This window comes from Paraburkholderia phenoliruptrix, assembly GCF_902859825.1.
In the GTDB taxonomy this organism is placed as follows: domain Bacteria; phylum Pseudomonadota; class Gammaproteobacteria; order Burkholderiales; family Burkholderiaceae; genus Paraburkholderia; species Paraburkholderia phenoliruptrix.
This window is the reverse complement of record NZ_CADIKB010000002.1, coordinates 389,358-414,676: the sequence shown is the minus strand read 5'-3', so window position 1 is coordinate 414,676 and position 25,319 is coordinate 389,358. Positions and strand designations below refer to the sequence as shown.

19 protein-coding genes are annotated in these 25,319 nt (G+C 62.1%); 13 read left to right on the top strand and 6 right to left on the bottom strand.

What is annotated here, in order from left to right; genetic code table 11:
• Positions 1-65 precede the first annotated feature (65 nt).
• Positions 66-7,889, bottom strand: a complete 7,824-nt coding sequence (locus HV711_RS04590; RefSeq protein WP_051224704.1) for a YadA-like family protein — start codon at positions 7,887-7,889, stop codon at positions 66-68.
• Positions 7,890-8,473: 584 nt separating this feature from the next.
• On the opposite strand from HV711_RS04590, the gene HV711_RS04585 reads away from it, so the two are divergent.
• From HV711_RS04585 to HV711_RS04525, 13 genes are all read left to right on the top strand, one after another.
• Entirely contained in the window at positions 8,474-8,755 is a 282-nt protein-coding gene (locus tag HV711_RS04585; RefSeq protein ID WP_013591357.1) for a Flp family type IVb pilin, read from the top strand.
• Positions 8,756-8,780: 25 nt separating this feature from the next.
• Positions 8,781-10,295, top strand: coding sequence for a pilus assembly protein TadG-related protein (locus tag HV711_RS04580; RefSeq protein ID WP_035484544.1), 1,515 nt, complete (start codon positions 8,781-8,783; stop codon positions 10,293-10,295).
• A gap of 11 nt (positions 10,296-10,306) precedes the next feature.
• Complete coding sequence (locus HV711_RS04575; protein ID WP_035484545.1) at positions 10,307-11,191, top strand: hypothetical protein; 885 nt, start codon at positions 10,307-10,309, stop codon at positions 11,189-11,191.
• Positions 11,188-11,901: a hypothetical protein gene (locus HV711_RS04570; protein ID WP_035484546.1), complete on the top strand. Its 714-nt coding sequence runs from the start codon at positions 11,188-11,190 to the stop codon at positions 11,899-11,901. Before HV711_RS04575 ends, HV711_RS04570 begins: the two co-directional genes overlap by 4 nt.
• A 1-nt stretch (position 11,902) precedes the next feature.
• Positions 11,903-12,100 carry a hypothetical protein gene (locus HV711_RS04565; protein WP_028361706.1) on the top strand — a complete coding sequence of 66 codons (198 nt, stop codon included), beginning with the start codon at positions 11,903-11,905 and terminating at the stop codon, positions 12,098-12,100.
• 20 nt (positions 12,101-12,120) lie between these two features.
• The gene (gene cpaB / locus HV711_RS04560) at positions 12,121-13,212 is read left to right on the top strand and encodes a Flp pilus assembly protein CpaB (protein WP_028361705.1); all 1,092 of its coding nucleotides are present in this window, start codon (positions 12,121-12,123) and stop codon (positions 13,210-13,212) included.
• A 26-nt stretch (positions 13,213-13,238) separates the two neighbouring features.
• On the top strand, positions 13,239-15,023 hold the full coding sequence (locus HV711_RS04555; RefSeq protein ID WP_035484547.1) for a type II and III secretion system protein family protein: 1,785 nt from the start codon (positions 13,239-13,241) through the stop codon (positions 15,021-15,023).
• A 21-nt stretch (positions 15,024-15,044) separates the two neighbouring features.
• Positions 15,045-16,958, top strand: a complete 1,914-nt coding sequence (locus HV711_RS04550; RefSeq protein WP_035484548.1) for a TadA family conjugal transfer-associated ATPase — start codon at positions 15,045-15,047, stop codon at positions 16,956-16,958.
• Positions 16,959-16,968: 10 nt separating this feature from the next.
• On the top strand, positions 16,969-17,817 hold the full coding sequence (locus tag HV711_RS04545) for a type II secretion system F family protein (RefSeq protein ID WP_013591349.1): 849 nt from the start codon (positions 16,969-16,971) through the stop codon (positions 17,815-17,817).
• 2 nt (positions 17,818-17,819) lie between these two features.
• Complete coding sequence (locus HV711_RS04540) at positions 17,820-18,701, top strand: type II secretion system F family protein (RefSeq protein WP_035484550.1); 882 nt, start codon at positions 17,820-17,822, stop codon at positions 18,699-18,701.
• The gene (locus tag HV711_RS04535; protein WP_028361701.1) at positions 18,698-19,048 is read left to right on the top strand and encodes a DUF192 domain-containing protein; all 351 of its coding nucleotides are present in this window, start codon (positions 18,698-18,700) and stop codon (positions 19,046-19,048) included. The genes HV711_RS04540 and HV711_RS04535 overlap by 4 nt, the downstream gene beginning before the upstream one ends.
• 71 nt (positions 19,049-19,119) lie before the next feature.
• The gene (locus HV711_RS04530; protein WP_425195018.1) at positions 19,120-19,863 is read left to right on the top strand and encodes a TadE family protein; all 744 of its coding nucleotides are present in this window, start codon (positions 19,120-19,122) and stop codon (positions 19,861-19,863) included.
• On the top strand, positions 19,863-20,672 hold the full coding sequence (locus HV711_RS04525) for a lytic transglycosylase domain-containing protein (protein ID WP_035484552.1): 810 nt from the start codon (positions 19,863-19,865) through the stop codon (positions 20,670-20,672). Before HV711_RS04530 ends, HV711_RS04525 begins: the two co-directional genes overlap by 1 nt.
• 22 nt (positions 20,673-20,694) lie before the next feature.
• Here the strand turns inward: HV711_RS04525 and HV711_RS04520 are convergent, their stop codons facing one another.
• The 5 genes from HV711_RS04520 to HV711_RS04500 form a co-directional block, all read right to left on the bottom strand.
• The gene (locus HV711_RS04520; RefSeq protein WP_244142650.1) at positions 20,695-21,075 is read right to left on the bottom strand and encodes an Hpt domain-containing protein; all 381 of its coding nucleotides are present in this window, start codon (positions 21,073-21,075) and stop codon (positions 20,695-20,697) included.
• 20 nt (positions 21,076-21,095) lie between these two features.
• Positions 21,096-21,734: a response regulator transcription factor gene (locus HV711_RS04515; protein WP_035484657.1), complete on the bottom strand. Its 639-nt coding sequence runs from the start codon at positions 21,732-21,734 to the stop codon at positions 21,096-21,098.
• A 142-nt stretch (positions 21,735-21,876) separates the two neighbouring features.
• A complete protein-coding gene (locus HV711_RS04510) occupies positions 21,877-22,926 on the bottom strand; it encodes an OmpA family protein (protein ID WP_035484553.1) in 1,050 nt (349 codons plus the stop codon).
• A 157-nt stretch (positions 22,927-23,083) separates the two neighbouring features.
• On the bottom strand, positions 23,084-23,923 hold the full coding sequence (locus HV711_RS04505) for an ABC transporter permease (RefSeq protein ID WP_013591341.1): 840 nt from the start codon (positions 23,921-23,923) through the stop codon (positions 23,084-23,086).
• Between the two features lie 15 nt (positions 23,924-23,938).
• Positions 23,939-25,216, bottom strand: a complete 1,278-nt coding sequence (locus HV711_RS04500; protein WP_028361696.1) for an ABC transporter permease — start codon at positions 25,214-25,216, stop codon at positions 23,939-23,941.
• Between the last annotated feature and the right edge of the window lie 103 nt (positions 25,217-25,319).

The window sequence follows — 25,319 nt, the reverse complement described above, 5'->3', positions numbered from 1 at the left end:
AGCTTCCCGTGCGACCCCGACAGCTAACGTCTCAAACTTCTATTGGAGGCCTGCCGGCCTTTCCCTTAGTTGCCGAGAACGATGCCGATACCAGCGCGAACGATGGTGCTATTGCCGCCGGAGCTGGACACGCCAAGGTTGTAGTTGATCGTGCCCTTCTCGTTCCACCGCGACACGCCCAGACCAACCGCCTGATAGCCGCGGTAGTTCGCGACACCCGCGTTGATCGTAGTACGGCCCGGCAGATACGGCGTGACGATGTTCAGCGCAGACGCCGCAGCAATACCCTTGGCAGCGCTACGATCAACGTTGTTGATCGTATTGCTCATGCTACCCATGGCATTGTTCAACTGACCCAGGTTGACTGCGTCGGTCGCGCTCGTGCCCGCCGCGACATTGGTGATCTGACGTTCCGCGCCGACGGAGCCGACCGATACCGTGTTGTCGCGATCCGTCGTCGAGTTCGCACCCAGCGCAACGGAGTTCACGTTCGAAGCCGAAGCGCCGGAACCCATGGCGACCGACTTATCACCCGTCGTCTTGGTGTTCTTGCCGATTGCGATCGACTCAGCACCCGACGCAACCGCGCCATTACCAATCGCGATCGAATCGGTGCCCGAAGCGACTGCCGCAGTACCGCCCGTTCCCGGGTTATTAACGGTGACATAGGTCGAACCGCCCGTGTCCGAGATGTTCTTCACCGTGTTTTCCAGGGCGGAGAACTGCCCGTAGCTGACTGCGTCGGAGGCGTTCTTGCCGTCGGCCACGTTAGTCAACGTGACCGGCGTGGTCGAGCCCGTGCCGCCCAACGTCACTTGAGTCTTCGATGAGTCGTCGTAGGCCACGCCGTTTGCGGTGCCGTCGCCGCCGTGCTGCGCGACGTACGTCTTCATCTGGTCGACGTTGACGGCATCGGTTCCTTCCGTGCCGGCAGCCACGTTCTTCAACTGGGTCGGCGTTCCGCCTGCGTTGAAGGTGACCGTATCCTTGGACGCGTTGTCATATGCCACGAACGAGTTCGTCACATTGCCCGACGGGTCGACGTTCAGGCCAGCCGCCTTCAACTGCTTCAGGTTCACGGCCTCGTTGTCGCTCGTTGCGTCGGCGACGTTCGCGATCGTCACCGGGGATGCCGCGTTAGAGCCGCCCAAGGTCACTTTGTCGTGTACCGACGTGTCATAGATGACTGCGTCCGTGCTACCGCCGCGAGCCTCCGCATCCAGCGCACTGATCGCTGCCGCCACGCCGTTGTACGTACCGCCGTTGATGACATACGCGGGCTTGGTGATGGCGCCGTTAGCCGTGACGGACGAGCCGCCACCCAATGCCGCCGCCGCACTGTTCATCGCGGTGTAGAGCTGCGAACCGTTGATTGCTTCGGTGCTGCTCGATGCCACCTGGCCGGATCCGACGTTCGACAGAATCACCGGCGTGGCAGAGCCGGAGATACCAAACGTGACCTTGGTCTTGGTGGCATCGTCATACGCAACGAACGCGTTCGTCACATTGCCGCTTGAGCCGATGCTTGCGCCCATTGCCCGCAGTTGCTCAACGTTGACCGCGTCGTTGTTGGCGGCGCCGTCAGCGACGTTCGACATTCTCACCGGCGCGCCAGCGGTGCCGAGGGTAACGGACGTGTGTGCCGACGTGTCATACAGCACGGCATTCGGCGAGCTGCCGCCACCGCCGCCCGACGCAGCCGCGACGAGTGCGGCGCCGACGTCCGTGTAAGTTGCGCCGTTCAACGTGTAGCTCGGTTTCGTGATCGCACCGTTTGCCGTGACGGACGAGCCGCCGCCCAGCGCCGCCGCCGTGCTGGCCATTGCACCGTACAGTTGCGAACCGTTGATGGCCTGCGTGCTGGTCGAGCTCACCTGGCCCGCGCCGACATTCGCCAGAATGACCGGCGTGGTCGAACCCGGAAGACCGAGCGTGACCTTGGTCCGGTTAGTGTCGTCGTATGCAACGAAGGCGTTCGTCACATTGCCGCTTGAGCCGATGCTTGCGCCCATCGCCTTCAGTTGCTCGACGTTGACCGCGTCGTTGTTAGCGACACCGTCTGCGACGTTGGACACTTTGACCGGTGCGCCACCTGTACCGAGCGTCACGGACGTATGCGCGGACGTGTCATAGACCACCGCGTTCGGCGCACCGCCGCCAGCGATCGCGTTGATAGCTGCGTTCATCTGGCCGAGGTTGACCGCGTCGGTGTTCTGCGTACCGGCGGCAACGTTGACGATCTGGTTCTGTTTCGAGCTGCTGCCGACGGAAACGGCATCGGCACGATCCGCGACCGAGTTGTAGCCAATCGCGACCGCGTTAGCCGCAGAAGCAGAGGCACCTGTGCCGAGAGCCATCGAGTTTGTACCGGTCGTGGCTACGTTCGCATTGCTGCCCAGCGTGACAGAATTTACAGCGTTCGTGATGCTATTAGAGCCAAGCGCCAACGAGTCAGCACCTTGCGCCGCGGCCATGTAGCCAATCGCCACCGCGTTGTCGGCGTTGTTGTTGGTCGTAGCGCCATCACCAATGACCGTTGCATTGAGCGCCGACGCAACCGCATAGGAGCCGACCGCAGTTGAGCCGGCACGGAACGAGCCTGAGCCAGCGCCAATGACAACTGACCCAGCACCTTGTGCCATAGCACCCGGCCCGATGGCCATGGCATTCTCAGTGTTGTCCGTCGAAGTCGCAGGGAGGCCCGGCGTGACATTGGTACTGACAGCGATATAGTTGGTGACCGGCACCGCCGCGCCCAGAAGGAGTGACTTCACGCCGCTGGATTGCACTGGCGGCGTGAGAGATGCCTTCAGTGCGTTCAACTGGGCGAGAGTAACAGCGTCAGTGCTACTCACGCCGTTCGCCACGTTCATGATGCGGCGCTCGGAACCCACGTCGCCGACAGAAATCGTATTTGCCGTCGTGACCCGCGAGTTGGAGCCAAGCGCCACTGAGTTTGCAAACTGCGAGCGTGCGCCCGAGCCGATAGCAACGGCATTGGATCCGCTGGAATATGCCCCGCCGCCGATTGCCACTGCTTCCCCACCGGACGCAATTGCCGCGCTCGACGCGGACACGACTTTGATGTACTTCGTCGTATCAGCGATGGTGTTGTTGATAGAGCTGACCTCACCGTCGATACCACTAAGTGCGGAACCGACGTCCGAATATGTGCCACCGGACAGCTGATAGGTCGGAGTGGAGATCGCGCCGGTCGGACTGACCGTTGAACCACCGCCCAGCGCGTTCGCAACTCCGCTCGCCATGGCGTACAACTGGCTACCGTTGACTGCGTCGAGGCTCGTGCTGGACAGCGCGCCTGCTTTCAAGTTTGTGATTTTTGTCGAACCGCTCGCGCCCTTAAGCGTGATGGAGCCCTTGGTCGTATCGTCATACGCAACGAAAGCGTTGGTCGCCACGCCGCTGCTGTTGAACGTACCGCCCATCGCCTGCAATTGTGCAACGTTCACGGCGTCGCTGCTTGCTATGCCGTTCGCGACGTTGGTCAGCGTCACTGCCTTGGTCGAGCCGCTGCCCCCCAAGGTGACTTTGCTCTTTGTCGTATCGTCGTACGCGACAAATGCGTTCGTCACGCCGCCGCTGCTGTTGAACGTACCGCCCATAGCCTGCAACTGCGCAACGTTCACGGCGTCGCTGCTTGCTACGCCGTTCGCGACGTTGGTCAGCGTCACTGCCTTGGTCGAGCCGCTGCCCCCCAAGGTGACTTTGCTCTTTGTCGTATCGTCGTACGCGACAAATGCGTTCGTCACGCCGCCGCTGCTGTTGAACGTACCGCCCATCGCCTGCAACTGCGCAACGTTCACGGCGTCGCTGCTTGCTATGCCGTTGGCCAGGTTGGTCAACGTTACTGCCTTTGTCGCGCCGGTGCCGCCAAAGGTTACCTTGGCTTTGGTCGTGTCATCGTAGGCAACAAAGGCGTTAGTCACCACGCCACTGCTGTTGATCATGCCGCCCATAGCCTGCAGTTGCTGGACATTCACTGCATCGGTGCCGTTCGTACCGTTGGCCACATTGATCAGTTGACGTTCTGAACCCACAGCGCCCACCGACACGGCGTTAGCGCGGGTGGCCACCGAATTCGAACCGAGTGCGACGGAGTTGCTTGCTGACGCGCTCGCTGCGCCGCCGATCGCCACGGCATTCGCACCGCTCGCCGACGAGTCCGCAAGCGTCGAGTTCGTGTGGAAATATTTGATGCCGCCACCATTGACGATGTTGTTGACCGTGTTGGTCACATTCGTCAGGTTACCCGCCAGGTTCGCAACGTTCGCGTTAGTTTGGTACAGCTGGTTACCATTAACGGCGTCCGTGCTTGTGGCCGAGAGCACGCCCGCCTTCAAATTGGTGATGGTCGTGCCGCTCGTACCCTTCAGCGTGATTGAGCCCTTCGTCGTGTCGTCATATGCAACGAATGCATTCGTTACTGCGCCGCTGCTATTGAAAGTGCCCCCCATAGCCTGCAACTGCGCAACGTTCACCGCATCGCTGCTCGCGACGCCATTCGCGACGTTGGTCAGCGTTACGGCCTTGGTCGCGCCGCTGCCCCCAAACGTTACCTTACTCTTTGTCGTATCGTCATACGCGACAAAGGCGTTGGTCACACCACCACTGCTGTTGAACGTGCCGCCCATGGCCTGCAACTGCGCAACGTTCACTGCATCGCTGCTCGCGACACCGTTGGCGACATTCGTCAAGGTGACCGGCGCCGGGGTGCCAACCAGCCCGCCCAGCGTCACCTTGTTGTGCGCCGATGTGTCGTACTGGACGGCGTTTGCCGAGCCGCTACCCACCGCGGCTGCAATAGCCGAACCCACATCCGAATAGGTCTGCCCACCGATAGTGAATGACGGCTTCTTAATGGTGCCGTCTGCATTCACCCCAGCGCCGCCGCCAATCATGTTGGTCACACCGGTCAACTGGTTAACGTTGACGGCATCGGTACCTTGAGTACCCGCTCCCACGTTCACGACTTGACGCTGTGTGGAGACGCTGCCAACGGAAACCGTGTCGGCCCGATCCGCAATGGAGTTGCTGCCCAACGCGACCGAATTGCTCGCACTGGCGGTGGCATTGGTACCGATGGCCACGGAATTGGCCTGGCTGACGGTTGCGTTCGCGCCTAGAGCCATCGAATTGGTTCCGGCTGTCGTGACGACCGCGCTCCCCCCCATGGCGACAGCATTCGAAGCGTTTGCCATGCTTGTGGACCCTAAGGACAGCGCGTTTGCGCCCTGCGCCGCTGCGTTGTAGCCAATCGCGACCGCATTGGTCGCCGCGTTGCTGGTATTGGCGCCCGCGCCGATCACAGTCGCTTCGAGTGCAAGAGCTGCTGCTCCTGTACCGACAGCGGTAGACCCAGATAGCGCAGTGCCGGAACCCGCCCCCACGGCAAGCGAGCCCGTACCTAACGCGGTTGCGGTCGGACCGATCGCCATTGCATCCGTGGAGTTGTCAGTGCTCGTGCTGGTGCCGGGTGTAACGTTTGAGCTGACAGCGATGTATGCCGTGACCGGAGTTGCACCCAGAGTGGAAGCACCAAGGAGCATAGACTTAACACCGCTCGACTTGACGATCTGTTGGCTCAGTGCCGCCTGCACTGCGCTCAGCTGGCTGACTGTAACTGCGTCTGTGTTTGCGACCCCATTCGCCACGTTCATGATGCGCCGCTCAGAGCCGACGTCGCCAATCGAAACCGTGTTCGCGACGGTGACGCGCGAGTTGGCACCGAGAGCAACAGAGTTGGCGAACTGAGAACGCGCGCCGGAACCGATAGCAACAGCGCCGGCTCCGCTCGAGTATGCAGCGCCACCGATCGCCACTGCTTCGGAGCCCGTCGCAATCGACGAAGAAGCCGCCGACACAACCTTGACATACTTCGACGAATTCTCAACGTTGGTACTAAGGCCGCTAATCGCCGAGCCAACGTCGTTGTACGTAGTGCCTTGCACGACGTAAGACGGGTTCGTCACCGAACCGTTGGAGCTGACGCTCGAGCCACCACCGAGCGCGTTAGCAACGCTGTTGGCGGCGTTGTACAGCTGCGAGCCATTTATGGCATCACTACTGCCCGATGTGACTGCGCCAGCCGCCACGTTCGTCAGTCCAACCGCCGACGTCGCGACTTTCCCGCCCAGCGTGAGATTAGTATGCGTCGACGAGTCGTACACCACCGCGTCCGGTGAACCACCGCCTGCGACCGCTTGAATCGCGGCGTTCATCTGACCGAGGTTGACAGCATCGTTGTCCTGGCTGCCTGCCGCGACATTGATGATCTGCCGCTGCGCGGTTGAAGAGCCGACCGACACCGCATTCGCGCGATCAGCCACCGAGTTCGAACCCAACGCCACTGAGTTGTTCGCCGATGCGATGGCCAGACCACCGATCGCCACGGAGTCGGTGCCGTCCGCGGATCCGTCGCCCAGCGTGGACTTCGTGTGGAAGTACTTGACCCCGTTGTTGTAGATATTGGTGATCGCGCCGCTCAGGTTGTTCCCGAGAGAGTTCAGCGTCTGATTTGTCGCATAGAGTTGGGCCCCGTTGACCGCGTCAGTGCTATTGGCCGACGAAATGTCGCCGGCCGCGACGTTCGTCAGCTTGACCGCCGACGTATGCGTCGTGCCGCCGAGCGTCACGATGTCCCTGGCCGACGAATCGTACGTGACGATGAGCGGGTTGCCGGCAATACCGTTGTTGACGAAGTTGTTGACCACATTCGTCACATTGGCGAGATTGCCCGCGACGTTAGCCACGTTGCTGGCGACGTTCGCGACGTCCTGGTTTGTCTGATACAGTTGCCCGCCATTGACCGCATCCGTGCTCCACTTCGAGCTCGCGTCACCCGCGGTCAGGTTGGTGATCTTGGTGCCGCTCGAACCCTTCAGCGTAATCAAGTTCGACAACGAGCTGTCGTACGTGACGGCATTCGGCGTCGGACCGCCACCGCCGCCGCCGTTGACGCTTGCGATCGCAGCATTCAACTGGTCCACGTTGACCGCGTCCGTACCCGCAGCGCCCGCCGTGACGTTGGTGATCTGCCGCGTGTACTGCGATTTGCCGTCCGAGGAGAGATAGCCGACCGACACCGCATCGCTGCGGCTGGCAACGGAGCCCGCGCCCAACGCAACGGAGTTGGTTCCCAGTGCCACGGCGTTCGCGCCGTATGCGCTCGAGTTGGAACCGGCTGCCAACGAGTATGGCCCCGATGCGACTGAACTTGCTCCCGTTGCACGCGCGTTGCTTGCCGGGTCAGACGAAGGCGAGTTTGCCTGGAAGTAGCGCGTGTACTGGTAAAGCTGCGCACCATTCACGGCGTCGGAGCTGGACTGTGAAACGTCGCCGGCTCCCAGTTGGGTGATCTTGTTTCCGGCCATGTTCACAGTATTGAGCATGTAAATACCGCTCAGCGCCGCGAGTTCAAGATGGCCATCCGCGTAGCCAGCCACGCGCGCGGTGATCGCGCCGTCGGTATAGCCGTTCGCGCCGTTGTCCGTTGCCCCGTTGTTCAACGAAAACGACATGCCCCTGTCGCCGTTGCAGCGCATGCTCTGAACCGCGCTCGATACCGGCCCCCACGAAGAGCCCATCGCGTCCATTCCGAGTTGGCCGGGGCAAAGTTCCAGACCGCCATTGCCCGTCACAGCCTGCGCCGCCGCAGTGCCCGGCACCATCGACATACCCATCGCGCCGATCGCCATGGCAATGGGCATGAACGCGGCCTTCAACGCAGTTGCCGGACGGCTCTGTCCGCCGGCGTCCGACGAAATAGTGGAAGACGAAGCTGTCGCACGACCACGCGCCTTCGCAGTCTCGGGCGCAGCCACCCATGTTCCGGATACGTCATTCCAGACGCTGATATACGACTTATTCATAAATTCCCTAAATAAAGGGCAAGCCCCGCTTGCAGTTCGATTTGAGAAACCGTGCGCACACGCTCCCCGCACAAAAAACCGACCGGCACGTTTAAAGCTCGATCCAAAGTTTTCACGCATCGCGAATCTAACCGGGGGATTTATCTCTAAAAATCGGAAAGCAGGAAAAACTCGTGGGAAATTTCCGCATATATGCTGGTTAAATCGCAGTCCATTCAGCGGGTGCATTTGTCAGTATCGACATGGCGCGCGCTGATTAACGAGTCGCACGTCCGATGGCCACGCCGTACTGCGCGGCTGAGCGACAGCGCGCCATCGTGCCTGTCTGGAGCAACGACTGGCTCGCGCTACTTAACAAAATGACACAGATACACCGACTTGAATAAACGACACGCAATAGAGGCATTGCAATGCCGAAAATAAGAAATTTCACCACTCCAACGCCCGCAGAGATTCTTATACTTTTGCGCGACACCGTTGCTGATACTTATCAGGCAAGAACATTCCTAGTTTTATTTTCACATCTAGGACAACACAGCTTGCACAGCCGTGTCTGGGAACTTTAATCCTCTTTAAGAGAAATCATGAAAATCGCACAAATTCGCCACAAAGATAAGCAACTCGGTCAGGGCATGACGGAATACATCATCATCGTTGCTTTGATTGCCGTGTCGGCAATCGGCGTGTATTCGCTGTTCGGTCAGACGCTGCGCAACCAGACGGCCGGCCTCGCCGTCGAAATGTCCGGCCAGAACGCCCAGAGCAATATCTCGACGGCGCAGACCAACGCCAACACGGCGACGACCAACGCCAACAAGACAAAGAACATGGGTACGTATAACGACGCTAACAACGTCGGCAACTAATCGCCTCAGGTTAGCAATATCCATCATGAAACGCTCTGCCCGCGAGGGCAGGGCCAGGGTCGCCGGCGCTAGCGGGCAGGCGCTGGTCCCTGCGCTGATTTTTCTGCTGGTCGGCTGCATCGGCCTATATGTGGCGTTCAACTCGTTCCAGATGACGAGCGCCAGGATCAAATTGCAGAACACTGCAGACGCCGCGGCGTACAGCGCCGCCGTGCTGCAGGCGCGTGACTACAACTTTTCTGCCTATACCAACCGCGCAACGGTCGCCAATCAGGTCACCGCCGCGCAGGTCGTTGCATTGAAATCATGGATCGACGAACTCGACGCGACATACTCGCCGTCGGATCTCGACAATACGGTCAATGCACTCGCGGACCATCCGGCTCAATGGACTACGCCCAAGCAGATCGGCAAGGCCGACATCGCTCCAGTGCGCGCCACACTGGACGCGCTGCTGTCCACCGTCGCCCGCAATATCGGTTCGCTTAATCGCGCACTGAGCGACGCACAGGCCAACTATCACGCCGCCGTGTTCGCCGCGGTGCCCGACACGGCCGACGCCATTGCGCAATTGAATCAGCCCGACACCCACGTCACCGCCGGGTACTTCACCAGCGCACGCAATGCCGCGCAGCTGGCGGCATGGAACTCCTACACGGCAACCCTCACACCTGCGGGCACGCTCGGGCAGGACGACTTCGCCGACGTGGTTACGAACGGCACCACGCTCGACCGCTTTGTGAAGAACCGCGACTCCGTCCGCAGCGTCGCGCCGAACTTCCAGCAATTGAACGACAGCGCCAACAAGATCTGCGGGTCGGGTAGTTCCTTCACCATCAACGTGACGCACGACGGCGGCACGCAGCTACGCAGCGACAAAAGCGGCTGGCAGTCCATCGACGCGAGCACTGCGCACCTTCGCATCAGTTGCATCGGGTCGATCGAGTCCGAAGCGGGCCGCGGTGGCAGTGCCAACGGCGACATCACGAGCTACATGACCCATCCGCCGTTTGCTGCCTGGCAAGACTGGCAGGGCTACGGCGGGTATTTCAACTTCGGTTACACGGGCAGTGCGACGCCCGGGTGGCAGGTGCCGGATGCCATGGCGGAACAGTTTCGCGAGGGGCCCGGACCTTCGCTCGACGCAGTCAACGGGGGCCTGCTGCCTTATCAGGAAGTAATCGGCAAACCCGTCGCCACAAAGGCGCCGCGCATCACAATCGAAGTCACGCGCGGCAGCGACACGCTCGTGAAAACTGTCGGCCTCCAGGCCGAGGGACCCATGCGAGTCGACAACAATGCAGCCGGCGGTGCGATGCGCGCGCTCTCGAGCGCAAACGCCTACTTCGTGCGCCCTGACGAGACCGCTTCCGGCACTTCGTTCATGGGCCGGCTCGTGCACGCCGACCAATGGGCGCGGCCGGGCCACCAAACCGAATATCCGAGCCTGTTCAGCCCGTACTGGCAAGCGGCGCTTGCTCCGGTCGACGCGAGCGAGCGGGCGGCCGCTCAGGCAAACCAGATCCCGCCTCCACAGTAGACGCGCAGCCAATGAAACCCACCCCAATGAGGATTACGCCGCAAACCGGCCAGGCGATGGTCGAGTTTCTCGTCGCCATGATCTCGGTCATGAGCGTGCTGATGCTCGCGATCATCATGCTCGCCAAGTTCAACGACGTCCGTAACCGGACGCTCATGGGCTCACGCTATGCCGCATGGGAGCGCACGGTCTGGACGGACAATGACCCGCTCAAGAACCTCTCCGACGACGCAGCCACCACCGAAGGCTGGTCCAGCCAATTCGGCAGCGCTGCGCTCGGCGCAGGCAAGACCGACGCGGACATCAAAGGCGAGGTGCTCGCGCGCATCATGGCTGGCGACGGCGCGCCCATTGCGGGCACAGACCGCCAGCAGAGTGCGCTGGCCGCCACGCAACCGGCCATGTGGCGTGACTACGGCGGTAACGCTTTACTGGCTTCTGCTTCGGACGTCCAGCTCAGCACCGGTGCAACCGACGACCCCGCGAGCAGCCAGCCGCAATCGGCTCTCTCCACATGGCAGGTGCCGACGGCCACGGGCTCCTCTTTCGCGGCGAGGCTCCCGCTGCCCACGCGCACGCTGCAATCGGGCGCGATCAGTGTGGCCATTGCGCAAAACAGCAGCGTGCTCAAGCGCCTGTGGCCGAAGAACTATCTGTTACCTGCATTCAGCGGCCTCACCTTCTCAGACACGAACGTACTCATGACCAACACATGGGTACCGGACGGTTCGAGCAGCAATAAGGCACTGTTCAGTCAGGCGGTGCCGGCCGCCAACGTCACGCTCGTGCCGCCCGGCACTTATCAGGCTATGCAAAAGTATGCGCCGGAGATTTCAACGCTGCAGTTTGGCCGCATTCAGCAGGACGTCGTTCCGCCCAACCGCCTCAGCCAATGAAACCCACTGCTTACTTTGCAGGCGGCGCTGTCGTCGCCTGTGCGCTTTTCGCTGGCGCGGCAAACGCGGCGACCTCATGCGACAAGACGCCCGTTAAACCACGAAGCGTGGAAGCCATTGGACGGGACATGGTCGTGAACGGCGTGCCGACATCGCTCGTCGGCATGCAGTTCGACGGAACGGTCGACGATGTATCCAAGGCATTTCGCGAATTCTGGATCGCCGAAAACGCTCCGGCGAAGGGCCGGAGCACCGCGTCCGGTCTGATGCTAAGCGCTGTCGACGGCAATTGTCTCTACCTGCTGAGCCTGCCGCCGCAGCAGGACGGCGCGCGTACTCGCGGCCTGATGACCGTGGCCGTGTTAGGCCGCAACCGGGCGGAGCATCGGATTCCGGACTCGGCAATCCCGTTGCCCGAAGAAAGCAAAGTGCTGTCCGACGTCGAAAGCCGCGATGGTGCTCAAACCGGTCGCACGTGGCTGATCGATGTGCCCGGCGAGGCGCGCTGGAACGCACAGCGATACCGCAACCTACTCGCCTTGCAGGGGTGGGCGAATGTCGGCCGCCAGCCGGACTATGTGTCCGTCGGCATCCAGTCCCCGCAAGGCAAGGCGCTCGTCATGCAACGCGGGAAAGACAGTGTGGACGCCAGTTTCTCAGACCGCGACGGGAGAACCGTCGCGGTCATCAATGCAACCAGGAATCGTTGAGATGCACCAACGCTTTGATTTCCGCGCGAGCCTCGGCCGGCAGTGCGGCCAGGCTTACGCGGAATACCTTGTCGTGACGGCCGCTCTGATCGGCATCCTGCTCATGGCTACCGGCGACACGGCGTCGCCGTTCGCGGCACTCGTTGCCGCGTTCAAGTCGTTTTTCAGCGCCTACAGCTTCACCCTCTCGCTTCCCTGACCGGTAACGGTCGATTGGTCATGCTTAAAAAAATCAAAATCCGTTCGCTTTTATCGAACTCCTGGGTACTGCTGTTCGTCGCCGTGTGCGTCGCAGGCGGCCTGACATTTCTGCTCTACAAATATCTGAACGAGCGCGAAACCAAGCTGAAAGCGGAAATTGCCGCGAACAAGGTGCGCACGGACATTGCGGTGGTGGTGCCCGCCCGCGACCTGCCGGCCGGCACGCCGTTGTCGAGCAGCGATTTCGTATCGCGTGAAATTCAAGGCGATCTTGTCTACGACGACATGGTTCGTCCGGAGAATTTCGACCAGTACCGCGCGTCGCACCTCGTCAAGCCGGTGCGCCGCGGCCTGCCCTTGCGCGCCGCGGATATCGACGCCCTGCGCGGCCGCGACTTTTCCGATGTGCTACCCGCCGGGCAGCGCGCTGTGACCGTGGAGATCGACACCGTCAACTCGACCGCGTTGCTGTTGCGCCCGGGCAATCGGGTCGACGTCTACTGGATCGGCAAGGCCTTCCATCAGGACCACACGTCGGACGACAGAAGAGTCGCGCAATTGATGATGGCGGACGCGCTCGTGCTCGCTACCGGCCAGGACCTGCGCCCGCGCGACGCAGGCGAGGCAGCCGAACACGATCAAGCCAATGCCAACAGTAGCGCAATGAGCCGGCAGGAAGGCATGGGCTACACGACCGTGACGCTGCAGGTTCCGGCAGAAGACGTGGGCCGCATCGCGCTCGCACAGAAGATCGGCGGTCTGCGCCTCATTCTGCGCAATGCTGACGACAAGGCCACTGGCGGTCCCGCGTTGGTCGAGGAAAAAGACGTCTTCATCGATCCGGCGAACGTCAGCGCCTCCGGGGGCAAAAGCCAGACCGCGCCGGTTGTCGAGGTGATTACCGGTGGCGGGGCGGCAAACGCCAACATTGTCCCGAGCACGCAAGCGGATTCCTCGCGTGAAACATCCACGTCTGCCAACGCGCCGCCTGCCGCTGTTCCGTCAGGAGGCGTTTTGCCGCCACGCCAGCCAAGCGTCTACGAGCAGGCCAACGCCATCGCCCAACAACTGCAGAAGGCCGTTGCACCCAGCGCGTCGCAGCAGAACTAAAGCACCGAGCACAGGTTTCATCGCAAATGAAAATTAAAAACAATGTGGCGCGCTTGCGCCGCCGGGTATTGCCGTCGGTTCTGATCGGCGTGTTGTTGTGCGAAGCCGCGCCGCTCGCGTTCGCCCAAAGCGCCTCCGCGTCGGCAGCGGACGACGCGTCGGCGACCACGCACGTGCTGGAAATGTTCCGCGGCGAAGTGCGCATTCTGCGCTTGCCCGGCACCATCAAACGCATCGCAATTGGGAACGGCAAACTGATTACCGCGAACGTCGTCGACGGCAACCTGATGCTGCTCGGCGAGCAGGACGGCATGACGTCGCTCGTGGTGTGGAACGAGAAAGGCATCGCGTTGCAAACCACCGTGCGCATCGCGAAGGCCGAAGTGAACGCGTCATTGCAGCAATTGCGCGCAGTGCTCAAGTCGGTATCCGGACTTCAGATCGACGCCATCGGCTCGAACATCGTGCTGTCGGGCGTCGTCCACCGCGACATGGTCGCGGTCATCAAATCGGCGACGCAGGACATGAAGAACGTGATCGACACCACCACCGTCGACGAAGGCGAGGCCCTCCGCAAAACCGTGCACTTCAAGGTGCAGATCATGGAAGTGACGCGCAATACGCAGAGAAAGCTCGGCATTGCCTGGGACAGCGCTTTCCGCGGCCCACAGATAGGCGGCGCAGCAAGCGTTGCGAGCGGCGCGGCGAAAGCAGTCACTGCAGGTACGAGCTACTTCCTTGCCGGCATTGCGTCGAACATCAGCTCGCAAATCAATTTTGCGGTGAATAACGGCGACGCGTTCATTCTTGCCGCGCCCGAGCTGAATACCAAGAGCGGCGGCACGGCCAGCTTCCTGGCCGGCGGACAAGTGCCGATTCCACAATCGGGCGCGCTCGGCACGACCAACGTCATGTACAAGGACTACGGCGTCAAACTGAGCATCAATCCGGTTGTCGACGCGAACGGCATCATCTCGGCGCATCTGACCACCGAGATCAGCCAGATCGATCCTACCGTGAGCTACGGCGGTCTGCCCGGCTTCCTCACGCGAAGCACGAGCTCGGATATTTCCATGCGCACCGGCGAAACGCTCGCTATTTCGGGCTTGATCAGTGCGGACTCCGTCAACGACAGCGACGGCATGCCGTTCCTCGGCCAGATTCCCGTCATTGGCCAGCTATTCCGCTCGGACAGTTTCCGCGCAAAGAAAAGCGACCTCGTCATTTTCGTGACACCGCTCATTTCCGATCCGGAGCTCGCGCCAAACGCGGACCTTCTGACACGCGCCAACGGCATCGACCGTGCCTATGTGAAGCAGTACGGCAACCCCGAGCCACTTATCGCCGACGAAGAAAAAGCGGCGCGCACGAGTGCGGCCCGTCAGCCAATTCAGCCCACGCCCGCCCTGCAGCCTGCGGCGATCCGCAGCACCTCGCCGATTGCGCCTGCGGATAGAGCTGCGCAATCACCCAATGGCGGTGACGTTCGCGCAGACGGTGCGGCACAAGCAGCGCAGTTGCCTTCGCCTGCCGTTGTTGTTGAGTCCCAAGCGGCACCGGCTGCGCCGGCACTGCGGACATCGCAATCTCAGCGACAACCTCAAGCGCAGTCTCGACCGCAGCCGCAGCCGCAACTGCAACCCCAGCCGGCAAGCACGCCGCCCGAAGGCGTCGCCGAAGCGCTGCGGATGTTAAACGCCGCCGAGGAGCCGCCGACCGCGCCGAGCGCTCCACGCGATGCATCGCCGTCCGCGGCAAACGGCAAAGTGCCGCCGCAACAAGTCGGCGTCCTTGGCAGCGCGCCCAACTAAGCGCGCTCGCGGAGAACTACCATGCTCAATCTTCAGATACATACCCGCAATGCGCCCGTGCGGGCGCTGCAAGTCCAACACGGATGCACGATCGGCAAGGACGCGAGTTGCGACATCTGCGTCAAAGGGCTTCTCATCGGGAAGCTGCAGGCGCGCATTGTTCGCGAGCACAACGCGTATTACATCGAGGACCAAGGCGGTATTGCGGCAACGCTCGTCAACGGCACGCCGATCACGCGCTACGGCCCGCTGACCGAAGCGGACCAGATCGAAATCGGTATGACGACGATGCGAATTGCTCGCGCCACCGCCAGCGCGCAACCGGCGGCGTCGCCGCTCTCCGCTGCGCAGGCACCGTCGACGCACACGGGGGCCTCCGCGCAATTCGCCGAGCCCGCGCCTGTCGCGTCGCCGTCAATTGCGCGCGACGCCGAACCCCAATGGCGGACCGACACGCCGCATCCTTCTGGAAGCAACGCGCACGCGCCTGCACGACATCCGCAGCCGCTTTCTCACGCCGCGCACGCCTCGCTCCCGCTGGCTGAACAGGAAGCCGCGGCGCGCAATCCGCAAGCCGTCGCGGCTGCATCGAGCATCCACGCCGCTTCCTTGTCGGCCGGCAAAACGGCGGCCGAACCTTCGGCGATTGCGCCGATCAACACGCCGCTCGGCATCGAATTGCGCAAGCAGGCCCACATGAAAGTGATTGCGGCGCTCGACTTGCGGCGCCTGAACGTCGCGCGCATGGAGGACGACGAGTTGCGCAAGACGGTCGGCGCCGCGCTCGACGACATCCTCAATCACGATCCCATGTTCCGCACGCCCGACATCCCGCTCGACGTGCTGAAAAAGAGCGTGTTCGACGAAATCATCGGGCTGGGACCGCTCGAGGAACTGATTGCGGATCCGAGCGTGTCGGAAATCATGGTCAACTGCCACAACGAAATTTTCGTCGAACAAGACGGGCAGTTGACGCGCTCGCCGGTCATCTTCACAGACGACCGTGCGGTGCTGGGCGCCATCGAACGAATCGTCGCGCCAATCGGCCGCCGCATCGACGAAAGCTCGCCCATGGTCGACGCCCGTCTCGCCGACGGCTCGCGTGTGAACGCGGTGATCCCGCCGCTTGCGCTGAAGGGGCCGAGCATTACGATCCGGAAGTTCTCGCGGCGCAAACTCGTCGGCGAAGATCTGATCAGGTACGGCACGCTCTCGCCGCACATGCTCGAGTTCCTGCACACCGCCGTGAAGCAGGGTGCCAACATCATCATTTCCGGCGGCACGGGCTCGGGCAAGACCACGCTGCTGAACGTGCTGTCGAGCTACATTCCCGACGACGAGCGCATCGTCACCGTGGAAGATGCTGCCGAGTTGCAACTCTCGCAGCCCAACCTGGTCTCGCTCGAAGCGCGCCCGGCCAATATGGAAGGCAAGGGCGCGGTCAATATCCGCGACCTCGTCAAAAACTGCCTGCGGATGCGCCCGGACCGCATTGTGATCGGCGAATGCCGCGGCGGGGAAGCGCTGGACATGCTGCAGGCCATGAACACCGGTCACGACGGCTCGCTCACCACCGCTCACGCGAACACGCCGCGCGACTGCATCGCGCGTCTCGAAGTGATGACCTTGATGGCCGGCCTGGACCTGCCCGTGCACGCCATTCGCGAACAAATCTGCTCGGCGGTCGACATCATCGTGCAGCAATCGCGCTTCTCATGCGGCTCGCGCCGCGTCACGCATATCACCGAAGTGAGCGGCATGGAGTCGGGCGTGATTACGCTGCAGGACGTGTTCGTCTTCAAGGAAGAAGGTTTCAGCGAACAGGGCAAGATTCAGGGCAAGTTTGTGCCCACTGCGTATGTTCCGGATTTCTATCAGGAACTGATTCGCCGGCGCATTCCCGTGAACACCGACATTTTCACCCGGCCGGAATAAGAGGTCGACCATGAGCCTTTCCATCATTCTCGCGTTGGCATTCGCCGGCAGCCTCTTTCTGATCTTCCTCGTCTCGCGCATGGGCACGTCCACGTTGCGCGCGAGTTCCCGGCAGATGGCCGGCGAGATCGAATCGTCGCTCGCCGACGCCTTCGTGTTCGTGAACCGGCAGAAGGCTGCAGCGTGGAGCATGCTGGTCATTGTCGGACTGCCGGTTGTCGTCCTCCTGCTGAGCGGCAGCCTTCTCATTGCGGCGGCTTCCATTCCGATCGCAATGATGTTGCCGCGCAAATACTTCAAGCGCATGCACAAGAAACGCGTTGAAGCCATCGAGAAGCAACTGCCCGACGCGCTCCTGATGATGTCCGGCGCATTGCGCGCGGGCGCGAGTTTCCCGACCGCGCTGGAAGCCGTGGTGCACGAAACGCCGCCGCCCATCTCGCAGGAATTCGATCTGTTGATGCGGGAAATCCGCCTCGGTATCGACCTCGACATTGCCATGCGCAACGTCGAGAAGCGCATTCCTATTCCCGACTTTCTGATGATGACCGCAGCGGTGACCATCGCGCGCGAGGTGGGCGGCAATCTCGCGGAAGCACTCGAATCGGTCGCCCGCACGTTGCGCGAAAAGTTGACGATGGAAGGCAAGATCAAAGCGCTGACATCGCAGGGACGCATGCAGGGAATTGTGATGACCTGTCTGCCGCTCTTTCTGATGCTGGTGTTGCGCTTCATGGAGCCGAAGGCCATGGCGCCGCTGTTCACGAAGCCAGTTGGTTGGGCCACGCTAGCAGTGATCGGCGTGATGGAGCTGCTCGGCTATTTCTCGATCTCGAAGATCACCCATATCGACGTCTGACCATGTTGCTAATCATCGCTCTCGCCGTCAGTATCGGGCTTATCGTGATTGCCGGCATCGGCTATATGTCGATCCGCGGTCTCGCGGGCGCCGTGCCGCCGGAAGACCGGACCTTTCTCGATCCTCTGCCGAAGTCGCTGCGTCCCTTATGGCCGCTCGTCAATTTCGTGGCTCACCATTTCGGCCCGCGCTTCAGCAAGAAGCTGGTCGCGAAAACCGAACTGCAATTGCGCCTGACGTCGTTGACGTTTTTGATGAACGCCCATCAGTTCATCGCGCTATCGATTATCGGGGCGGCCCTCGCTTCCCTGCTCGCGCTGCTGGCCATGCTGGCGCTCGGCGTCTTCTCAGTGCTGGTGCTGATCGGCGCCGCGCTGCTGGGCTACTTCTATCCGCGCATCTGGACGCGTGACGTCCGCCGCCGCCGCGTCGCGCAGATCCTCAAGCATCTGTCGATCTACCTGGACTTCCTGACGCTTGCAGTCGAAGCCGGCCTCAACATCAACGGTGCCATTCAGAAGGCGGTGGAAAAAGGGCCGGCCGGCCCGTTCCGGTGGGAACTGGAACATGTGCTGCGCGACCTGAAATCCGGTCTGAACCGCACCGAGGCGCTTCGCCGTCTGGACGACCGGCTGCGCATCAAGGAAGTGACGAACTTTGTCGGCGCCGTTGTGCAAGCCGAGCGGATGGGCGCCGGGCTCGCGAAGTCGCTGCGCTTTCAGTCCGAGCAGCGCCGTTCCGAGCGATTCCAGCGCGCGGAAAAGCAGGCCATGGAAGCGCCGGTGAAACTGGTGTTTCCTCTGCTCGTGTTCATTTTTCCGATCACCTTCATCGTGCTGGGATTCCCGATCGCCATGAAGTTCGTGCAAGAGGGTTTTCTATGAGATTCGCCTGCCTGAAGGTCGACGGGCGCGACGCGGGCATCAGCGTGTCGATCACGCAAACCGTGCGGGAGCGCATGCGGGGCCTGCTTGGCCGCGACTCGCTGCCGGCCGGCGAGGCGCTCCTGCTTGAACGCTGCGGCTCGGTGCACACGTTCGGCATGCGCTTTGAGATCGACGTGCTGTTTCTGGACCGGCGCGAACGCGTCGTCGCAATTCATCATGACGTGCGCAAGCACCGTGTGCTGTTCGATCTGCGCGCGGTCCACACGCTCGAAATGCCTGCCGGCGCAGCTCGCGCGCGTGGGCTTGCGGTTGGCGATTGTCTGGTGTTCGAGGCGGCGTCGTGAAATTTCCGTTATTCCGGCTACACAAATCGCCGTCGCGCTGCGCGGGCAAACACAAAGAGTCGGGGCAGTCGATGGTGGAATTCATCATCATCGCGCCGTTATTGCTGTTCGTCTGTTTCGGCACGCTGCAGTTGGTGCTGCTCTATCAGGCGAAGTCGACACTGGACGTGGCCGTGCTCGAAGCCGCGCGCGAAGGCGCGGTCAACCATGGCTCCATGCACGCGATGCGCTCCGGCCTCGCCCGCGGGCTGGCGCCCATTTATGCGCGGCAGGCGAGCGCCGAGGGTGCCGCCGCGGCACTCGCGAACGCCCAGGCCGACGCAAGCAATTTCAGCGTCATCACCGTTCTCAACCCTACGCCAGCTGCGATCAACGACTACGCGCAGCCGCGCTATTACCCCGACGAGGCGGCAACCTACACCGAGATTCCGAACGATTCGCTGATGTATCGCGATGCGTCGGTCCCGTCCACGGCGTCGTCGGGAATGAACATTCAGGACGCGAACATTCTGAAAATTCATGTGCATTACTGCTACAACATGTACGTGCCGCTCGTGAACAAGGTGATCTATTACGCGGCCAACGTCATCGGTCCTATCGGCACGGGCGGTATTCTGACGCACGAACCGGCGAGGCCCGACATCGACCCCTACGGTTTTCCCAAGAACGGCGACGCGCTCTGCAAGGTCAAGCTCGCGGACGGCATCAAGACGGGGCGCTGGCCGATCTCGCTGGATTCCGAAGCGGTCGTGCGCATGCAGTCGCCGGTGAGAGCATCGGCGCTCAACGACTCGCCGAATCCGACGGGCGATTGATGCGCCGTCTGCTACTGCTGGCCGCTGTGGCCGCGTCCAGCGCATGTCTGCCGCTGCGCGCCTGTGCGGCCGACGCCATCGGCGGCGTCGCGACACACGCACGCCCGCCGCGAGGCGTGGTGATGATGATCGGAGGAATGGCGAGCGCAGCAGAGCCGCGCGCACTGCCGGTTCGCGCGGCACAATACACCGCGGCCTCCGTATCGGACGACATGGACGGCCGACAGTCCGTCGTCATCCAGCCCGGCAGTGGATCATTGAGCGACGCGGCACGGCAATCGTCCGCGTCGGTCGCCACGCGCGTGATGGCGCTGTGGCCGACCATTAACGAAGCGGCGCACGTGGCCGATATAGACAGCGCGCTTTTAATGGCTGTGATCGACGTCGAGTCGGGCGGCAATCCGCAGGCGGTATCGCCCAAAGGCGCAACCGGCCTCATGCAGTTGATGCCCGGCACGGGCGCAAAGCACGGTGCGTCCGATCTCTTCGACGCGCATCAGAATGTGGCCGCGGGGGCGCGCTATCTGAAAGAACTGCTGCGCCAGTTCGGCGACCTGCCGCTCGCGCTGGCCGCCTATAACGCCGGCGAGGGCGCCGTCCAAAAATATGGCGGGCAGATTCCGCCGTATGCTGAAACCATGAGCTACGTGCCGAAGGTCATGGCCCGCTACAGGTGGTACCGCGATGCTGTGTCTTCTACGACGACGGCAACGGCTACGGCATCCGGGTCAGTATCCGTGCTGGAAGCAGAAACATCTGACGGCGCCAATGGACGCATCATCTCGGTCGGTTCGCGGGTCGGGAACTGAGAACGCTAGCCAGCAACCGCCGTCATTGCCCGGCGCCAGTGCTGTCCTTCAACGCTTCTTCTATCGATTTGCCGAGACAGGCAAGCGCCTCGGCAATCAGCGGCATGTGCGCCGTTGCACGCTCACGGTCCTGCGTGCGCGCTGCCGCTTCCAGGTCGGACAACACCGCAATCAACTCATCGTGGCCAAGCATGCGGGCCGAGCCTGCCATTCGATGTGCGGCGCTTGCCAGTTCGCCCCAGCGTCCCGCCTCGAAACTTTGGTGCAACGACACGAGCGTGCTGCGATTCGTTTCGGCGATCAGTTCGAGCAGGCGTCTGACGGCGCGCTCGTCGTCGCCGACAAGGTCCCGCGCCCGGGCGTTGACAAAGTATGAATCGGGACAGAACGTCGCTGCTTTCATGCCGTGCACCCCGCCGCCCGTCACGCCGACGCAATCCGGCAACGGCGCGCCAGATCGATCAATTCGACCAGTGATTTCACGCCCAGCTTGTGCATGATGCGCGTTTTATGGCTGCTGACCGTTTTGTTGCTGATGAATAGCGCGTCGCCGATCGCCTTGTTCGACATGCCCTTCGAAAGCATCTGCAAAATGACGAGTTCCTTGTCGGAGAGCAGCATGATGCGGCCTTCATCGCCGTTGGGCGTGACGCCCGGCGCGATGCTTGCACCGTTGGGTGCAACGGGAAACACCGTGTAGCCCGCGAGCACCGCCTCGACGCCGCGCATGATTTCCTTCATTTCCTGCGATTTGCCGACGAAACCGTGCACGCCGGAACGCATGGCGCGCGGCGCGAACGTAGCCGGGTCGTGCCCCGACAGCACCATCACGCGAATCGGCGGATGCACGAGCTTCAGACGCGGAATGACATCGAGCCCGCTAATCCGCGGAATGTCGAGGTCGAGTATCGCAAGGTCGGGCTTGTACTGGCGAGCCATCTCCACTGCGGTCTGGCCGTTGCCCGCCTCGACCACTTCTTCGACGCTAAGCAATTGCATCAGCTGCAATCTGACAATCATCCGGAACGCTGGGTGGTCGTCGATAATCAGAATGGTTGACATGTGTTGCATTTCTCCTGGAAAAACTTCCATTTCCGGTTGAGACCGTGGGTGCGCTTCTCGCGGCTGGCTGGCGACATGCGGGTAGCGAGACGCGCCCGCGCTTGCAGGGTCGGCGGGTTCTCTTGGGCGCTGCAACAGCGCGTCAGGAGGCGGCGACCACAAGCTCGATCTCCACGCGGCGATTGGGCGCGAGGCATTGCACCAGTTCATCGCGTCGGCTTTGCCGGCACTCCGCAACGGGGTTGGCACTGGCGAGCCCGCGAACGGCAATGGGCGATGTGACGCCGCGAGCGCGCAGATAGCGCGCCACTGTTTGCGCGCGTTGGAGCGACAGGCTCTGGTTATGGGCGTTCTCGCCAAGACGGTCGGTGTAGCCGGTGATTCTGATTTCGCGCAGCGCGGTGACCGTGGTCAGGCGCCGCGCCACTGCATCCAGCGCGCGTCTGCCGGCGGGCAGCATGGCTGCGTCGTTGCCGCCGTCGAAACGGAATAACGAGTCGGCGCGCAAGGTGACGGCGTGCGGCGTGGTCGACTGTGGCGCGGCGGCCGCCGGTTTGCATTGCAACGCGCTTTCAGCCGACTTACGCAAGTTGTCCTGAATGTCTGACAGCCGCTTTTCGGCATGGGCGAAGCTGCGCAGCCACGCATCGTGGCCGGCCTGCATGAGCTGGACTTCGGCACACGCGAGCGGCAGTTGCGCCTCGCGACAGGACGTGATGGCCGGGTCCAACTTGATGGTATTGACGATCTTCCACAGATCGGGGCGCACCACGGAAACCGTGCGCAGAGCGGGGTTGGCAGCGGAAAGCGACGCGCCGCTTTCGAGGCCGGTTGCAATCACGGCCGCCTGCCCGATTGCCTCCTCGACGAAACCCCAGTGATCGCCGGCCTGCCGTGCGTCTTTCGCGGCGTCGACCCAGCATTGCGCCTTTGCACGGAAGTAGCCGTTCTGTTCTGCGGGCAAGCGATCCAGCCGCGCCTGCAACGACGCGAGCGCCGCGCCGCTGTTGGCCACGGGCGCGTAGGCGTTGATCCATTGAGGATTGACGGCGCCGGCCGCCTCGTCTTGCGAGGCGCCCATGCCGGATCTGAGCAGCGTCGAGTCTTCAATACCGAGCCGTGCGCGCGCGGCGTGGTCCGCGCAGGCCGTCAGTGTCAGCGCGCACACAAGCACGGTGAGCGGGGTTTTCATGAGATGTCTGCGTCTCGCGCATCTTTTTATCGAGGGATAAAAGTATGACGAGGCACAGAAGCCCGCGGAATGGGATGAATCTTAGAACGATGTCACGAGCTGTCGATTATCACGCTGTGTCAATGAAGTTCGTGATATTGCGCGTGTCGACGCATGCTTAAGCCCTGACGGCCCGCGCCGCATTGCGGCCACGAAGCCATTCCAGCGCCAGTAGCAGACATGTCGAGAAAACAATCAGGATCGTCGCCAGCGCCGCAATGGTCGGGCTGATGTTTTCGCGAATGCCGGTGAACATCTGGCGCGGCAGCGTGGTCTGGTCGGCGCCCGCCAGGAAAAGCGTCACGACGACTTCATCGAACGAGGTCGCAAAGGCGAACAGCGCGCCCGAGATCACCCCCGGCGCGATAACCGGCAGCGTGATGCGGAAGAACGTCGTCACCGGATTCGCGCCCAGCGACAAACTGGCGCGCACGAGGTTGTAGTTGAAACCCTGCAAGGTCGCGGCCACGGTCGTCACGACAAACGGCACGCCCAGCGACGCATGCGCGAGAATCAGCCCGATATACGTATTGGCTAGTCCGAGCGGCGCGAAGAACAGATACATGCCGACGCCGACCACGACAACGGGCACGATCATCGGCGAAATGAGGATTGCCATGAGCAAACCCTTACCGCGGAAGTTGGCCTTGGTGAGGCCGATCGCGGCCAGCGTGCCCAACACGGTGGCGACCACCGTCGCGGACGGCGCGACGATGAAGCTATTCTTAGCCGCCATCCGCCACTCATCAGACGCAATCAGATTCTGATACCAGCGCAAAGACCAGCCAGGAATCGGATACACGAGAAAAGTGCTCGACGAGAACGACAGCGGCACGATCGCCAGCACGGGCAGGATCAGATACAGCAGCGTGAGCACGGCGAGCGCGCGCAGCGCGAAGTACCACACGCGCTCCACGAGAGACGTGTGCGGCGCAAAGAGGGGCTTGGCAAGTTTCATGTCGGCAGACTCCGTTCAGCCGAGGCTCAGCGACGAACGCGTGAAGCGTCCGTAAATCACATACAGCACGAGCGTGGCGGCCAGCAGCAGGGCGCCGAGCGCGCAAGCCATGCCCCAGTTGATTGTCACGTTGGTGAAGTACGCGACGTAGTAGCTGACCATCTGGTCGTTCGGGCCGCCGAGCAACGCGGGCGTGATGTAGTAGCCGATCGCCAGAATGAACACCAGCAACGCGCCCGCGCCGATGCCCGGATAGGTCTGCGGCACGTACACGCGCCAGAACGCGGCGAATGGATGGCTGCCGAGCGAAACCGCTGCGCGCTGATAGGTGGGCGGAATCGACTTCATCACGCTGTACAGCGGCAGAATCATGAAGGGCAGCAGGATGTGCGTCATCGAAATGTAGACGCCGGTGCGGTTAAAGAGCAGCGCGAGCGGATCGTGCAGCAGGCCGCTGCCGATCAGCGCCTTGTTCACGAGGCCTTCGCTTTGCAAGATCACGATCCATGCGGCGACGCGCACGAGGATCGACGTCCAGAACGGAATCAGCACGAGAATCATCACCAGATTCGCGCGACGTTCGGACAACGTAGAAATCCAGTAAGCAAGCGGGTAGCCGAGCAGCAGCGCGAACAACGTGACGGCCGCGCCGATCACGAAGGTGCGGCTGAACACGGCGAGATAGATCTGCTGGTCGGGATCGGTCGGAATGATGTGGCCGAACGCGTCCTGCTTGTGATCGAGCGAAGCGAGCAGATAGAACGGCGAATAGGGGCTGCCGTTTTTGGCGATGGCTTGCCAGTACGCAATGTCATTCCAGCGTTCGTCGAGTTCGGCGAATTTCGCGTGGATCTGCGCGGGCGTCAGTTGCAGCGGCTTGCTGTTGTCGTCGACGAAAGGCATGGCGCGCGCCGACTTGGCGACGAGCGAACGATAACCGGGAATTTCCACATTGAGACGGCGCGCGAGCGCGCCCATGCCGTCGCTGTCGGCGATGGCGGTCAGGTCGGTGGCCAACGCGGCGTAGGCGGCATCGGGCGGCGGCGACTTGCGGTCCCACGCGCTCAAAGCGCTCAAGGTATGCGGCAGTGCGTTCACCACCTCGGGGTTCTGCGCCGCGCGCGTGAGCAACGCGCCGATCGGCACGACGAAGATGAGCAGCAGAAAAATCGCCAGCGGCGCGATCAGCAGGAGCGCCATGGCGCGCTTTCTGGCTTCCGCGGCCTTCAGTTCGCGCTTGAGCCGGCCGGATGATTCCGGCGTGGAATCGGCGGCGATCGTCATCGTAGTCACACCCGTTCTCCTTGTCGACCAGAGTTAGCGCTTTAGCTGTCGATCCGGAGTTCGCGCTTCAGCGCGTTACTCCGGTCCCATGCAAAGCTCTTACTCCGGTCCC